Raw genomic sequence first — 14492 nt, 5'->3', positions numbered from 1 at the left:
CGCGCGTCATGAACCCGACATTAAGCATCAAGCATTCAAAATTGATCTTCATGTCACCCTGTCTCCAGGATCACCTGGGTCAGCATGCCGAGCAGGGCGAGCAGGAACGCGAAGCCGAGGAACTGCGGAACGCGGAAGAGCCGCATCTTCGCGATGACGGTCTCCCAGACGACGAGCGCGATGCCGAGGGCCGCGAGTTTGGCCGCGACGGCGACCATCCCGACGCCGAGCGCCAGCGGGGCGAAGTCCTGCGCGATGCCCCAGGGAAAGAAGATGTTCGCGATCAGCACGGCGTAGATCATCAGCTTGATCTGACCGGCCCACTCGACGAGCGCGAGATGCCGGCCGCTGTACTCGAGCACCATGGCCTCGTGCAGCATCGTGAGCTCCAGGTGCGTCGCCGGGTTGTCGACCGGGATGCGGCCGGTCTCGGCGATGGCGACCATGGCGAGCCCGAGCAGCGCGAACAGGAACGACGGCCGCAGCACCAGCCCGGCGTCGAGGTTGTGCTCGATCGCGACGGAGAGATTCGTGGTCGACGCGACCATGGCGAGCGTGAAGACCGCCATCAACATCGCCGGCTCCGCGAGCGAGGCGACCGTCATCTCGCGGGAGGAACCCATGCCCCCGAAGGCGGTGCCGATATCGAGGCCGGCGAGCGCCTGGAAGAAGCGGGCGAGCGCGAAAAAACCGACCAGCACGATGACGTCGGCGATCGCCGCGGTCGGCAGATGCACCGCGACGAGCGGCACGACCGCAGCGGCGAGCACGAATGCCCCGAAGACGACGTAGGGCGCGGTACGGAACAGCCAGGAGGCGTTTTCGGCGAGCACGATCTCCTTGCGGAAGAGCTTCGCGAGATCACGGTAGGGCTGCAGCAGCGAGGGTGCCGCCCGGTTCTGCATGTGGCACTTCACGCGCTTGATCCAGCCGGCGAGCAGCGGAGCGGCGGCAACGAAGAGCGCGGTCTGCACGGCGGCGGCGACCCAGCGCACGACGGTATCCGGCGACTCCGTCACGTCACGACCCAGAGCAGGAACAGGAGGGTGAGGAACGAGTACACGAGGTACGCGCGGATCGAGCCGGTCTGTATGCGTCCCACCCGGCGGGCGGCCGCGAGCACGATCCGGCCGACGGGCTCGTAGAGCGCGTTCCACGACCAGTCCTCGACGTGAAGCTGGTGCTTGACGCTCGCGACCGACGTCGGCGCGTTCGCCGGCCGCGTCACCTCGATCTGCTCGTTCACCTTCCAGACAGGTCCGAACACGCGGCGAATGGGCATGGCGAAGGCCGTGGACGTGTACTGCATCCGGCTGTTGAGCGCCCCGAAGCCGCAGTCCCAGGCATGGGTGCGGCGCGGTTTCGGCTCGCGAAGCTTCACCAGGCGGCCGATCAGGTAGCTGACGGCGATCGCCAGCAGCACGAGCGGCGCCGAGTAGGACGCGACGCGCGGAGACACCGGGGTCAGCCAGATCCAGCCCTCCGCCGTGGCGCTCGGCAGGCCGCGGCCGACCAGAAGCTGCGGGATCGGATCCATGATCGAGATTACCGCGGTGGGCAGGACGCCGAACGCCACGCAGAGGGCGGCGAGCAGACCCATGCCGAGGAGCATGCCGCGCGGAACCTCGCGCGCTCTCGCCGCGTGGCGGCCGCGCGCCTTGCCGAGAAAGGCGACGCCGTAGACCTTCACGAAGGCCGCCGCACCCAGGGCAGCCGTGAGCGCGAGCACGGCGGCCGCAATCGGCAGCACGGAGCGGAGGACGCCGCTCTCGAGGGACCCTGCCTGCAGCGCCGTCTGGAAGGTCAGCCACTCCGAGACAAAGCCGTTGAGCGGCGGGAGCCCGGCGATCGCGATCGAACCGATGAGGAAGAGGGCGGCCGTCGCCGGCATGCGGTGGATGAGCCCGCCGAGGTGCTCGAGGTCGCGCTCATGGGTGCGAAAGAGCACGGCGCCGGCGCCGAGGAACAGCAGGCCCTTGAACATCGCGTGGTTGAGCGCGTGGTAGAGCGCGGCGACGAGGCCGATGGCCCCGAGGTTCCGATGCCCCGTTCCGAGGAAGATCATCGAGAGCCCGAGGGCGATCAGGATGATTCCCACGTTCTCGACCGACGAGTAGGCGAGCAGGCGCTTCAGGTCATTCTGCATGAGTGCGTAGAGCACGCCGAGAAGCGCGGAGGCCGCGCCGATCACGAGCACGGCCACGCCCCATTGCCACTGGATGTCGCCGATCAGGTCGAAGGTGAAGCGCACGAAGCCGTAGATCGCCACTTTCAGCATCACGCCGCTCATGAGCGCGGAGATGTGCGAGGGCGCGACCGGATGCGCCTCCGGGAGCCAGGCGTGCACGGGCACCATGCCCGCCTTCATGCCGAACCCGAACAGCGCGAGCGCGAACGCGATCGAGGCCCAGGTGCTCGAGAGACCGGCCGCACGCATCGCCTCGAACGTGAAGCTGCCGCCGAAGCCGGCGAGCACGCCGAAGCCGAGCAGGATGCCGAGCGCGCCGACGTGCGCCATAAGCAGGTAGAGGAAGCCGGCTCGCCGGTTCGCGGCATTCTGGTGCTGAAAGGTCACGAGGAAGTAGCTCGAGACCGACATGAGCTCCCAGGCCACCATGAAGCTGAACGCGTCGTCGGCGATCAGCACCAGCAGCATCCCGGCCACGAAGAACCCCGTGAACAGGTGGAGCACCAGGGGCGGCTGCGGGCCGCGCTCGAACTCGCGCACGTACGTCGGGCCGTAGACGCTCGCGGCAAGGACGACGAGCCCGACGATCACGCTGAAGAAGCCCCCGACGGCGTCCAGCCGCGCGTGCCACTTGAGCCAGGGCAGGCCGAGCGCCAGCCGGTCGGTGAGCACGCTGTCGCCGATCAGCGTCCAGGCGCCGGCCGCCGCGGCAAGCGCGCCGGCGGCACCGAGCAGGGCGAACGCGGCGGCTCCGACATAACGACGCCGGGCATCGGCGAGGGTCGGGATCAGGCCGGAGACGACGGCGGCGAGCACGGCCGCATAGGCAAGATCGAGCGCGGACACCTGGCCTTGAACGGCGTTCGTTCGGGTTTTGGAGTCGTGGTTTTGGGGGGTCGAGCGGGCGTGAACTATAGCACGCGCGGGGAAGTGGACCTAGGTTCGTCGGGGCCACTGCGCGGCGGCGGCAAAACACAGACACCGTTCCTCGTGACCGCCCGGACGGTTAGAATCCGACCCCTCTCCAACGGAGGTGTCATGAGCGAGCCACTGTTCGAATCCAGCCTTAAAAGCCTGCCGCTGCTGCACCGCGGCAAGGTGCGCGATATCTACACGGTCGACGACGGCCACCTGCTGATCGTCACGACCGACCGACTTTCGGCGTTCGACGTGGTCCTCCCGACACCGATCCCGGGCAAGGGGGAGGTGCTCACCCGTCTTTCCAACTTCTGGTTCGCGCGCACCCGCTCGATCGTGCCGAACCATCTGGCGGAGCGACCCATCGAACGGGTTCTCCCGGACGCCGCCGAGCGCGCCCGGGTCGGCAGCCGCGCGATCGTCGTGCGCCGGCTGAAGGCGCTGCCGATCGAGGCTATCGTGCGCGGGTACATCGTCGGTTCCGGGTGGAAGGAGTACCGGAAGGCGGGGACGGTGTGCGGCATCGCGCTTCCCGCGGGTCTGCGGGAGGCCGAGAAGCTGCCCGAGCCGATCTTCACGCCGTCCACCAAGGCGGCCGTCGGCGCGCACGACGAGAACATCAGCTTCGAGGCGGCCGCCCGGCTGCTCGGCGGTGATCTGGCCGAGCAGGTGCGCCGCGTCAGCCTCGCCATATATAAAGAGTGCGCGGCGTACGCGCTCACGCGGGGCATCATCATTGCCGACACCAAGTTCGAGTTCGGCCTGGATGCCGATGGACGGCTGACACTGATCGACGAGATCCTGACCCCGGACTCCTCCCGCTTCTGGCCCGCGAACGAGTACCGTCCGGGCGCCAATCCGCCGAGCTTCGACAAACAGTACGTGCGCGACTACCTCGAGTCGATCGGCTGGAACAAGAAACCGCCCGCGCCGGCGCTGCCGCCCGAGGTCGTGGCAAGGACCGTGGAAAAGTACCGCGAGGCGTTGACGCGTCTCGCATCCTAGGGGCCGACACCGCCCCTCACGGAGAAGAGGACGCCGGCCGGATCGAGCTGATCACGTACTTGTTGCCGATCGGGTGCAGCTCGAACCGCACACGTTGTCCCGGCTCGAGCGCGGCGAGCTGCTCGCGGTCCGAAACGACGAAGTCCATGGTCATTCCGGGCCATCCGAGGCTTGCGATCGGCGCATGCGTGAGGTTCACCTGGCCCGCCCGCACGTCCACCCGATTGACCGTGCCTTCGCCCACGTGAATTCGCTTGTCCGCCGGCGCCGGTCGCACGGGCGTGTCGCCGATGCGCTGCGCAGACACGGGTCCGACGGGATGCGCGACGAACAGCGTCACGATCACGACGAGGAAAAAAGGCCGCCTTTCCATGCAGAACCTCCGGCTGTCGAGTATGTTCCTGATTCGACAGCCGGAGTCAGTCGACGTGCGAACCGGCGCGCGGGCCCGCGGTCGAATTGTGCGGCCTGGAACGAGTCTGCTATTGTCCCCGGCGTGACGCGCGCTTTTCCTCCGTTGCTGCACCTCCTCACGGCGCTGGCCCTCGCGTTCGCGCCGATCCTGCCCGGATTCGCCTTTGGCGATCCACCGGACCCGGCGTTCGCCGCCCATGCGACGCATGACGCCGATGCCGCCGGCCATGCCGGGCACGCCGACCACCACGGCTCGGCGGCCGATGACGGCGAGTCCCCCTGCGCCCAGCACGACGGCTGTCACGGCCAGTGCTGCGCGACGTGCGTCCAGTGCTTCACCGGGACCACCGCGCTCGTCACCGCCCATGGGGACGCGCGGCCCGTGCAGACGCCCACCGTTCGCACGCTTCTCGATTCCCTCCTCGTCAGCTTCCTGAACCGGCCTCCCTCGGCCGGCTGATTGCTTCCTGCCCGGGCTTCGCTCGCACGGCGCCGATGGCGTGCGCGGCAACCCGTCGTTTGGAATGGTCCGGGAGCACGGCCCGCTTCGACCAACGCTGGACGAGCCGCTGCCCGGAGGGCGGAGGTGGCCGGACAGACCGGCCGGGCTCGATTTATTGACGAGGACAGAACCAGATGAAGCGTTTTTCTCACCCACCGATCGGCTTGCCGAACTTCCGGCGCCGCCGGTTTCTCCAGGGCCTCGCCGCTGGCGGAGCGATGCTCGGGTTTTCGCCCTGGCTGCGGCCGGCGCTGGCGCGCGCGCCGGGCACGGCAACCGGCACTTCCGCCGTGCTGCGCGGCACCGAGTTCGACCTCACCATCGCCGAAACGCCGGCCAATTTCACCGGCCGCCCGCGGATGGCGACGACCATCAACGGCGCGATCCCCGGACCGGTACTGCGCTGGCGCGAGGGCGAGACGGTCACCCTGCGCGTCACCAACCGTCTGGCGGAAGACACGTCGATACACTGGCACGGCATTCTGCTGCCGTTCGAGATGGACGGCGTCCCGGGCATCAGCTTCCGCGGCATCGCGCCCGGCGAGACCTTCGTCTACCGCTTCAACGTCAGGCAGGCGGGCACGTACTGGTACCACTCGCATTCCGGTTTTCAGGAACAGACCGGGATGTACGGGTCCATCGTCATCGAGCCGCAAGGCCGGGATCCGATCGGTTCCGACCGCGAGTACGTCGTGCAGCTCGCCGACTGGACCGACGAGGACCCGATGCGGGTGCTCAAGAAACTCAAGGTGCAGAGCGACTATTACAACTTCAACCAGCCGACCGCGGTCGAGTTCTTCAGGGACGTCGCCGACGAAGGCGTCCGGTCCGCGCTCGACAAGCGCAGGATGTGGAACCAGATGCGCATGAGCCCGGCCGACCTCGCCGACATCTCCGGCTATACCTACACCTACCTCATGAACGGCACGGCTCCGGCGGGCAACTGGACCGGCCTGTTCCGGCCCGGCGAGCGCGTGCGTCTGCGCTTCATCAACAGCGCGGCACAGAGCTTCTTCGACGTGCGCATTCCGGGGCTCAGGATGACCGTGGTCGAAACCGACGGCCAGTACGTGGAGCCGGTGACGGTGGACGAGCTTCGCATCGGCGTCGCCGAGACGTACGACGTGATCGTCCAGCCCAGGGACGATCGGGCCTACACGATTTTCGCGCAATCCATGGACCGGTCGGGATACGCGCGCGGCACCCTCGCTCCGCGTCCGGGCATGGAAGCCGACGTCCCGGCCCTCGATGCCCCACAGCTGCTCACCATGACCGACATGATGGGTGCGATGGATCACGGCGCGCACGGGGGAATGGCGCTGGATCACAGCGCGCACGCGATGCCCGGGCAGGCGCCGGGCTCGGGCGGAACGGATCACGCGGGCCACACGATGCCCGGCATGCAGGGCATGGACCATGCCGGACACGGCATGACGGCGGCCGCGTCCGCCGGCCCGGCGCGCGCCCGCCATGCGCGGACCGAGTACGGGCCGAGCGTCGACATGCGCGTCGACACGCCCCGTACCAACCTCGACGACCCGGGCATCGGGTTGCGCGACAACGGGCGGCGCGTGCTGACCTATGCGGATCTGCGCACGATCGGCGGGCCGATCGACGAACGCGGACCGGAGCGCGAGATCGAGCTTCATCTCACCGGCAACATGGAGCGTTTCACCTGGTCGTTCGACGGGCTGGAGTTCGGACGATCGTCGCCGGTGCGCTTCCGTTACGGCGAGCGCCTGCGGGTGATCCTCGTGAACGACACCATGATGACCCACCCGATGCACATGCACGGCATGTGGCAGGAACTCGAGGGCCCCGACGGGCGCTTCCAGGTGCGCAAGCACACCTTCAACGTGCAACCGGCGCAGCGCGTCACCTTCCTCGTCACCGCCGACGCCCCCGGTCGCTGGGCCTGGCACTGCCATCTCCTCTACCACATGGAAGCGGGCATGTTCCGCGAAGTGGTGGTGGCGTGATGATGAACGCGCGCATGATGCGGTACGCCGCCGCGGCCGCGATCCTGGCTTTCGGTTCCGCGGTCGAGGCGCAGGAGGCGGCGCCGGCGGGTGTCGAGGCGGCGACGATGCCCGGGGAGCAGGGCCACGCCGACCACGGTACGCACGCAGCACCGGCACCCGCGAACCGGCCGGGCCCGGCGGGCGGCGGCGCCACGGACCACGGGTCGATGCAGGGCGGCATGCCTCCGCCGGACGCGCGCGATCCGCATGCCTATGCCGAGGGCTACGACTTCGGCCCGATCCCGCCACCCCGGATGATGGCGGAGCATCATGCGTTCGGTTCCCTCCTGGCGGATCGGCTGGAAGGGGTGCGTACGGACGACGATTGGTTCGCGGTCTACGACGTCCTCGCCTGGTACGGGCGGGACTACAACCGCGTCTGGCTCAAGGCCGAGGGAGAAGTGGACGACGGCAGGCTGGAGGACGCCCATACCGAACTCCTGTGGGGGCACGCGGTGGCCGCGTACTGGGACGCGCAGCTCGGCGTACGGCATGACAGCGGGGAGGGACCCAACCGCACCTGGCTGGCCTTCGGCGTGCAGGGTCTCGCGCCGTACTGGTTCGAGCTGGACGTCACCGGGTACCTCGGCGAAGAAGGGCGGACGGCGCTCAGCATAGAGGCCGAGTACGAGCTGCTGATCACCCAACGGCTGATCCTGCAGCCGAGGCTGGAGGCGACGTTCTACGGCAGCGAGGATGCCGAGCGCGAGCAGGGCACCGGTCTTTCCCGCGTCGACGCGGGGTTGCGGCTGCGCTACGAGTTTCGCCGCGAGTTCGCGCCGTACGTCGGCATCGAGCGGGCAGCCAGGTACGGCGACACCGCCGATTTCGCGCGCGCCGCGGGCGACGACGACAAGGAGACCCACCTCGTTGCGGGCGTGCGTTTCTGGTTCTGATGCGACAACCTGATCGACTGGAGAAACCGATGAAGAAGGCATTCGCTGTCCTGCTGCTCGGCGCGCTGCCGTGGGCCGCGCACGCTGCCGGCAATCATTCCGGCGACCACGACAAGTCCCACACCCGCGACGGCGGCCAACACATGGATCACCGGCACCACGGCGGCCACGACACGCACACGGGTGGCTCGATGCACGGTGCCGGAATCGGTCGGCCCGGCGACCCCGCGAAGGTCAGCCGCACGATCGAGGTCACGATGGGCGACGACATGCGCTTCACGCCGGATCGGATCAAGGTGAAAGCCGGCGAAACGATCCGGTTCTTCGTACGCAACACCGGCCGGATGCAACACGAAATGGTGCTCGGTACGATGGGCGAGCTTAAGGAACACGCGGCGATGATGCGCGCCCAGCCGCACATGACGCACGCCGATCCGAACATGACCTCCGTGCGTCCCGGGCGGCTCGGGGGCATGGTCTGGCGGTTCGATGCGGCGGGGACGGTTCACTTCGCGTGCCTCGTCCCCGGTCATCTGGAGGCCGGAATGCTCGGGCAGGTGGAGGTCGAGTGATGTCGGCATCGATGCAAACACGGCATCGTGACTTGACGCTCATGGCGGAGCGCCTTTCGTGCAACCCTCTTGCCGGGTGGATTGCCGTGGGGTCCGTCGTGTTTCTCCTCGGCGGCTGCTCCGAAGGCGAGGCGCCTCCGACCCCGACGACCGCGGCCGCCCCGCTCGCCGTCGATCCCGACGTTGCCCGTCGGCGCGGCCTCGAGCCGGCGGCGGTGGCTCGCGGCGCGGACCTTTACGCGGCGCACTGCGCCGAGTGTCACGGCGCGCGCGCGGAAGGGGCGCCCGGCTGGCACAAGCCGGGACCCGACGGGAAGTATCCGCCTCCGCCGCTCGACGGGAGCGCGCACGCCTGGCATCACCCGCGCGCCGCCCTCCGCGTCACCATCCAGGAAGGCACCGCTCGCCTGGGCGGCAACATGCCGGCCTGGAAGGGCAAGCTGTCGGACGCGGAGATCGAGGCGGTCGTCGACTGGATGGTCGCCCGCTGGCCCGACGAGATACACGGGGCCTGGCGCGAGATCGAGGGGAAGGCGGCACGACACTGAGGGCGCTTCTCCTGGGCGCGCCTGCGGCTCTATCATAGCGCTGCCGCCGGGGAGGGCGGCGCCGTGAATCAACGCTACGCGCTCTGCATCGTCCTCATCGCGCTCGCCGTTCTTCCTCTCGCCTGCGGGAAGAAGGAGGAGCCGGCCGCTCCGACGAGCGCCGCGCCCGCGTCGGTCGCGGCCCCGGAGCCCCCGGTCTCGATCGCTGCGCTCAACCGCGGCGCCGGACTCTACCAGGAACACTGTGCGCAGTGTCACGGACCGGAGGCGCAAGGGCATCCCGACTGGCAGACGCCGGGGGTGACCGCCGCGCCGCCGCTCGACGGCACCGGCAACGACTGGAAGCGCTCGCGCGCCGAACTCGTCGCGGCGATCCGAAACGGCGTCAAGCGCGACGGCGCGCAGGTGATGCCCTCGTGGAACGGGCGGCTGTCGGACAACGAGATCGACGACATCATCGCCTGGTTCCAGGCCCTTTGGCCGCCCGAGGTGTACTCGCAATGGCGGCGCAAGCAGGCGACGCCGAAGGGCTGAAGCGTCTTCGACGCTAAGGAGGCGCAATGGGCATCGTACTCTGGGTTCTCGTCATCCTCGTGATCGCCGCCCTCATCAAGTATCTGCTCACGGATAACCGGAAGAAGTAACCGAGTACTCCGGGCTGTTGCGGCCGGGCACGCTCCGTATAATGCGTGGCTCGTCATTGGTCCGGGCGCCGCCGGGCGTCGACGCAGATCCGTCCGAGCGTGCGAGCCTGGCAATCGTCAACGCATTCCAGGAGGCAGGCATGTACGGCTTCAGCGTGCAGTTGCGTGACAGCTTCGAGAGCGCGATCCAGCGCGTGACCGAAGCGCTCAAGACGGAAGGTTTCGGCGTGCTGACCGAGATCGACGTGCAGTCCACCCTGAAGAGCAAGCTCGGCCTCGACATGCGCCCGTACCGCATTCTCGGCGCGTGCAACCCGCCGCTCGCCCACCGGGCGATCACGGCGGACCCCGACATCGGCCTCCTTCTCCCCTGTAACGTCGTCGTGCGCGTGGAGCCCGACCAGAGCATCAACGTGGGCTTGATGGACCCGATCGCCGTCCTCAAGCTGACCGACCGCCCGGAGATCGCGGAGATAGCTCGCGAGGTGCGCGGCCGCCTCGAGCGCGTACGCGACCGGCTCAAGTAGCCAGCCCGGCGTTTGCGGCGCTCGGCGCCGACGGGTTTTTGCGGCCCGGCCTGTGAAACGGTCCTTTGACGCCGATCAATAAAGCGTCCGCTGAGCCATGGTTAATTGGCTCGGCGCTTTTCGAAGCAGGTGAACCGCGGCAGGGCCGCGAGGAGGGTCCGATGCAGGCGCATTTTCCGATTCGTGGGGTGGTGCTGGCGGGACTCGCCGGAGGCCTGGCCGAGCTGGTGTGGGTCGGTCTTTGCGCCGGATTCGGACCGCTCGAGGCAAGCCGCGTGGCGCACGAGGTGACGGCCAGCTTCGTGGCGACGCCGATGAGTGCGATGAGCGTCTGGCTCGGCATCGCGGTGCACCTGCTCCTTGCGCTTGCGGTCGCGTTCGGTTTCGCGGCTCTGCTCTGGTGGCCGCTGGCCAGGCATCGCGCCCCGGTCCTGACCTGGGTTCTCGCGGCCGCGACGCTGTCTGCCGTATGGGCCGTGAATTTCGGCGTCGTGCTGCCCGTTCTGAATCCGGCCTTTGTCACGTTGATGCCGCCGGGGGTGACGCTGGCCTCGAAGCTGCTCTTCGGCATGAGCATGGCCGCGGTGCTCACCGCGTGTACCGCGACCCTTCGCGCCCCGAACCCGCAGGCCCCTGTGCGCGTCTAACCGCAGAACGTCGTCAGTTTGGAGCAACGGTTCATGGCCGCAGAAACTCGCTTCGACGTACCGGGCATGAAGTGCGGTGGTTGTGTCGCCAAGGTGCAGGAGACGCTGAAGAGCTTGCCGGGCGTGTCGGACGTGAGCGTCGACCTGACCACGAAGACGGCGATCGTCAGAGGCGAAGTACGCCCCGGGGACGTGGAGGCGGCGCTCTCAGGGGCGGGGTATCCGGCGGTCGCGAAGACCTGACACGGGGGCGATATGCATCAGGGATCGATGCTGGCACTGGCGGTGGCGCTCGTCCTCGCCGGGGGCGACGCAGGGGCACAGCGTTCCGCGCCGCCCGCGTACTTTCTCGTTCCGCCCGGACTCCTTCAGCTCGGGTCGGAGCAGCGGGACCAGCTTCGCCGGATCCAGCGGGACCTGCACGCACGGCGGTGCGCCCTCGACGGGCGCATCCTCGAGGCGCAGGCGGACCTGCGCGAGCTTTATGATGCGCCGGAGCGTAATGCCGAGGCGATCGGCGCCGCCTTTCGCAGGATCGCCACGCTCCAGCAGGAACGCCTGGAGGCCCGCATCGACGCCGAGAACCGGGTCGATGCCCTTCTGACCGAGGCGCAGCGCCTCAAACTCGTCCGGTGGCGACGCGGGCAGGGCCCCGCGCCGTATCCCGAATCCCTCCCCTACATGATGCATCCCGGGACGCAGACCGGGGACTTCGAGCCGCTCAACATCGAAGAACCGGAGCAACGTCCGGCGCCTCCGTCGGGCGGGGCGCGCTGAGGGTCGGCCGCTTGACCTTCCCATCGTGGGAGGGTCTAGGATGTGCACGAATCAGACGGGAGCAGACCCATGAACATCGGCACCGCCGCCCGCGCCTCGGGCGTTTCAGCGAAGATGATCCGGTACTACGAGGATATCGGCGTCATCTCGCCGGCTTCGCGCCGGACCAACGGCTATCGGAGCTACACCGAATCCGATGTCCACACCCTGCGCTTCGTGAAGCGCGCCCGCGGCCTCGGCTTTCCCGTCGAGCAGATCCGCCGGCTTGTCGCGCTCTGGCGCGATCCCCGCCGCTCGAGCGGGGAGGTCAAGCGGATCGCGCTCGCGCACATCGCCGAGCTCGAGCACAAGATCGCCGAGCTGCAGTCGATCGCGCAGGCGCTGCAGCATCTGGCGGGGCATTGCCGGGGGGATCACCGGCCGGATTGCCCCATTATCGACGGCCTGGTCGAGCCGGAGCGGTGCCATGCGCCGTCCGGCGGGCGTGAACCGGCCGGGCGCAAGACGGCTCGACCGAAAAAAGCCGGACGATCGAATGCGCCTGCGAAGACGAGGGTAGCCGCATGAGCGCGGTCGAGAAGGACGCGATCGAGACCCGGCGTCTCTCCATCGCCGGCATGAGCTGCGCCGGTTGCGTGGCAAGCGTCGAGAACGCCCTGAAGACCGTGCCGGGCGTGCGCGAGGCTGCCGTGAACTTCGCCGAGCACACGGCGACCGTGAGCGGCGAGGCCTCGGCCGAGGCGCTCGTCGCCGCCGTAAAACAGGCCGGCTACGACGCGGCCGAGCTGCGTGGCGTCGCGGACGAGGCGGAGAAAGAGGCCTCCGAGGCCGCGCACTACCGCGCGCTCGTGCGCAAGACGGCGGTCGCTGCGGCCGTCGGTCTGCCGCTTTTCGTTGCCGAGCCGCTCGGCCTGCTGCCCATGCTTTCGGAATCCGGCGGACAGCTCTTCTGGCTGCTCGTCGGCGCGGCGACGCTCTTCGTGCTCGTGTACTCCGGCGGGCATTTCTTTCGCGGCGCGCTCAAGGCCTTCCGGGCGCACAACGCGAACATGGACACGCTCATCGCGCTCGGCACCGGCACCGCCTGGGTGTACTCGATCGCCGTGGCGGCCGCGCCGAACATCGTCCCTTCGATCGCGCAGCACGCGTACTTCGAGGCGGCCGCGATCATCATCGCGCTGATCAATCTCGGTCAGGCGCTCGAGATGCGGGCGCGCGGCAAGACCTCCGAGGCCATCAGGCGCCTCATCGGCCTGCAGCCGCGCACCGCGCGCGTCGTACGCGAGGGCCGCGAGATCGACGTGCCGATCGAAGAGGTGGGCCTGGAAGACACCGTGCGCGTGCGCCCCGGCGAGAAGATTCCGGTCGACGGCGTGATCCTCGACGGCCACTCGACGGTGGACGAGTCGATGCTCACCGGTGAGCCGCTCCCCGTGGAGAAGCGCGCGAGCGACGAGGTGACCGGCGGCACGCTCAACAAGTCCGGCTCCTTTCTTTTCAAGGCCACGCGCATCGGACGCGACACGGCGCTCGCGCGCATCATCGAGATGGTGCGCCAGGCGCAGAACTCCAAGCCCGCCATCGGCCGGCTCGCCGACCGGGTCTCGAGCGTCTTCGTGCCGACGGTGCTGATCGTCGCGGTCGTAACCTTTCTCGCCTGGTTCAACCTCGGGCCGAGCCCGGTAGTGTCCTACGCGCTGGTGGCGACGATGACCGTGCTCATCATCGCTTGCCCGTGCGCGCTCGGTCTCGCGACGCCGATCTCCATCATGGTCGGCGTGGGCAAGGCCGCCGAGTACGGCGTGCTCATCCGCAACGGTGAGGCGCTGCAGCAGGCGGGCCGGCTCACGACCGTGGTGCTCGACAAGACCGGCACCGTCACCGAGGGTCGGCCGACGGCCACGGCGCTCGTGGCGGCCCCCGGTTGGGACGAGCGACGGCTGCTCGTCACGGCGGCGAGCGTGGAGAGCGGCTCCGAGCATCCGCTTGCGCAGGCGATCGTCGACGCGGCGAAGGAGCGCGGTCTCGCGCTCGAACCAGCGAGCGCATTCGAGGCGATCGCCGGCCGCGGCGTGCGCGCGACGCTCAATGGAAAAGTCGTGCTCTTCGGCAACCGCCGGTTGATGGAGGAGCATGGCGTGACGCTCGGAGGTCTGGAGGCCGAGGCAGGGCGCCTCGCGGCCCTGGCGGCGACGCCGATGTACCTCGCGGTCGACGGGCGCGCGGCAGGCGTGGTGGCCGTTTCCGATCCGATCAAGGCCGACTCGGCCGCGGCGATCAAGCGGCTGCACGCGATCGGCCTCAGGGTGGTGATGCTCACCGGCGACAATCGCGCGACTGCCCAGGCGGTGGCCGCCCAGGTGGGGATCGACGAGGTCTTCGCCGAAGTGCTGCCCGGCGACAAGTCGGCGAAAGTGGCCGAGCTTCAGGCGCGCAATGAGATCGTCGGCATGGTGGGCGATGGCATCAACGACGCCCCGGCGCTCGCGCGGGCCGACGTGGGATTCGCCATCGGCACGGGGACGGACGTCGCGATCGAGAGCGGCGACGTGACGCTGATGCGCGGCTCGCTCCACGGGGTCGCGGACGCGATTGCCATTTCGCGCGCAACGGTGCGCAATATCAAGCAGAACCTGTTCGGTGCGTTCGTATACAACACGCTGGGCATTCCGGTCGCGGCGGGACTGCTCTATCCCTTCTTCGGCGTGCTGCTCAATCCGATGATCGCAGGCGCCGCCATGGCCATGTCCTCGGTGACGGTGGTCACCAACGCCAACCGGCTGCGCTACTTCAACTCCGGAGGGCGCGAGCGCGTGAGGGCGTAGTGGCCCTC

At 68.7% G+C, this 14492-nt stretch carries 16 protein-coding genes; 13 read left to right on the top strand and 3 right to left on the bottom strand.

All coding sequences use genetic code 11. The features are described from left to right. Positions 1 to 53: 53 nt before the first annotated feature. Entirely contained in the window at positions 54 to 995 is a 942-nt protein-coding gene (locus SVA_RS16925; protein ID WP_096462328.1) for a respiratory chain complex I subunit 1 family protein, read from the bottom strand. A gap of 20 nt (positions 996 to 1015) precedes the next feature. Then, the gene (gene hyfB, locus SVA_RS16920) at positions 1016 to 3034 is read right to left on the bottom strand and encodes a hydrogenase 4 subunit B (protein WP_096462327.1); all 2019 of its coding nucleotides are present in this window, start codon (positions 3032 to 3034) and stop codon (positions 1016 to 1018) included. Positions 3035 to 3226: 192 nt separating this feature from the next. Here hyfB and SVA_RS16915 point away from each other — a divergent pair, with 192 nt between their 5' ends. Continuing rightward, positions 3227 to 4111, top strand: coding sequence for a phosphoribosylaminoimidazolesuccinocarboxamide synthase (locus SVA_RS16915; protein WP_096462326.1), 885 nt, complete (start codon positions 3227 to 3229; stop codon positions 4109 to 4111). A 16-nt stretch (positions 4112 to 4127) separates the two neighbouring features. On the opposite strand, the gene SVA_RS16910 is transcribed toward SVA_RS16915, so the two are convergent. After that, positions 4128 to 4484 carry a copper-binding protein gene (locus tag SVA_RS16910; RefSeq protein ID WP_096462325.1) on the bottom strand — a complete coding sequence of 119 codons (357 nt, stop codon included), beginning with the start codon at positions 4482 to 4484 and terminating at the stop codon, positions 4128 to 4130. 144 nt (positions 4485 to 4628) lie between these two features. On the opposite strand from SVA_RS16910, the gene SVA_RS16905 reads away from it, so the two are divergent. The 12 genes from SVA_RS16905 (at position 4629) to SVA_RS16850 (ending at position 14484) form a co-directional block, all read left to right on the top strand. Further along, positions 4629 to 4985 (top strand): hypothetical protein, encoded by a 357-nt coding sequence (locus SVA_RS16905; RefSeq protein WP_148665532.1) that lies wholly within the window; start codon positions 4629 to 4631, stop codon positions 4983 to 4985. 176 nt (positions 4986 to 5161) lie between these two features. Next, positions 5162 to 7006 carry a copper resistance system multicopper oxidase gene (locus SVA_RS16900; protein WP_096462323.1) on the top strand — a complete coding sequence of 615 codons (1845 nt, stop codon included), beginning with the start codon at positions 5162 to 5164 and terminating at the stop codon, positions 7004 to 7006. Then, complete coding sequence (locus SVA_RS16895) at positions 7006 to 7944, top strand: copper resistance protein B (RefSeq protein ID WP_096462322.1); 939 nt, start codon at positions 7006 to 7008, stop codon at positions 7942 to 7944. The genes SVA_RS16900 and SVA_RS16895 overlap by 1 nt, the downstream gene beginning before the upstream one ends. A gap of 29 nt (positions 7945 to 7973) precedes the next feature. Next, positions 7974 to 8516: a cupredoxin domain-containing protein gene (locus SVA_RS16890; RefSeq protein ID WP_096462321.1), complete on the top strand. Its 543-nt coding sequence runs from the start codon at positions 7974 to 7976 to the stop codon at positions 8514 to 8516. Between the two features lie 11 nt (positions 8517 to 8527). Beyond that, positions 8528 to 9064, top strand: coding sequence for a c-type cytochrome (locus tag SVA_RS16885; RefSeq protein WP_169924158.1), 537 nt, complete (start codon positions 8528 to 8530; stop codon positions 9062 to 9064). 63 nt (positions 9065 to 9127) lie between these two features. Next, positions 9128 to 9598, top strand: a complete 471-nt coding sequence (locus tag SVA_RS16880; protein WP_169924157.1) for a c-type cytochrome — start codon at positions 9128 to 9130, stop codon at positions 9596 to 9598. Between the two features lie 250 nt (positions 9599 to 9848). Next, a complete protein-coding gene (locus SVA_RS16875) occupies positions 9849 to 10235 on the top strand; it encodes a DUF302 domain-containing protein (RefSeq protein ID WP_096462318.1) in 387 nt (128 codons plus the stop codon). Between the two features lie 161 nt (positions 10236 to 10396). After that, positions 10397 to 10882 carry a hypothetical protein gene (locus tag SVA_RS16870; RefSeq protein ID WP_096462317.1) on the top strand — a complete coding sequence of 162 codons (486 nt, stop codon included), beginning with the start codon at positions 10397 to 10399 and terminating at the stop codon, positions 10880 to 10882. 33 nt (positions 10883 to 10915) lie between these two features. After that, positions 10916 to 11125, top strand: a complete 210-nt coding sequence (locus SVA_RS16865; protein ID WP_096462316.1) for a heavy-metal-associated domain-containing protein — start codon at positions 10916 to 10918, stop codon at positions 11123 to 11125. Positions 11126 to 11137: 12 nt separating this feature from the next. Beyond that, on the top strand, positions 11138 to 11659 hold the full coding sequence (locus tag SVA_RS16860; protein ID WP_096462315.1) for a Spy/CpxP family protein refolding chaperone: 522 nt from the start codon (positions 11138 to 11140) through the stop codon (positions 11657 to 11659). Between the two features lie 69 nt (positions 11660 to 11728). Then, the gene (gene cueR / locus SVA_RS16855; protein WP_096462314.1) at positions 11729 to 12226 is read left to right on the top strand and encodes a Cu(I)-responsive transcriptional regulator; all 498 of its coding nucleotides are present in this window, start codon (positions 11729 to 11731) and stop codon (positions 12224 to 12226) included. After that, positions 12223 to 14484: a heavy metal translocating P-type ATPase gene (locus tag SVA_RS16850; RefSeq protein ID WP_096462313.1), complete on the top strand. Its 2262-nt coding sequence runs from the start codon at positions 12223 to 12225 to the stop codon at positions 14482 to 14484. Before cueR ends, SVA_RS16850 begins: the two co-directional genes overlap by 4 nt. The last annotated feature ends 8 nt before the right edge of the window (positions 14485 to 14492 follow it).

Origin of the sequence: Sulfurifustis variabilis (genome assembly GCF_002355415.1) — a bacterium.
Taxonomy (GTDB): domain Bacteria; phylum Pseudomonadota; class Gammaproteobacteria; order Acidiferrobacterales; family Sulfurifustaceae; genus Sulfurifustis; species Sulfurifustis variabilis.
This window is presented reverse-complemented; position numbering and strand designations above follow the sequence as displayed.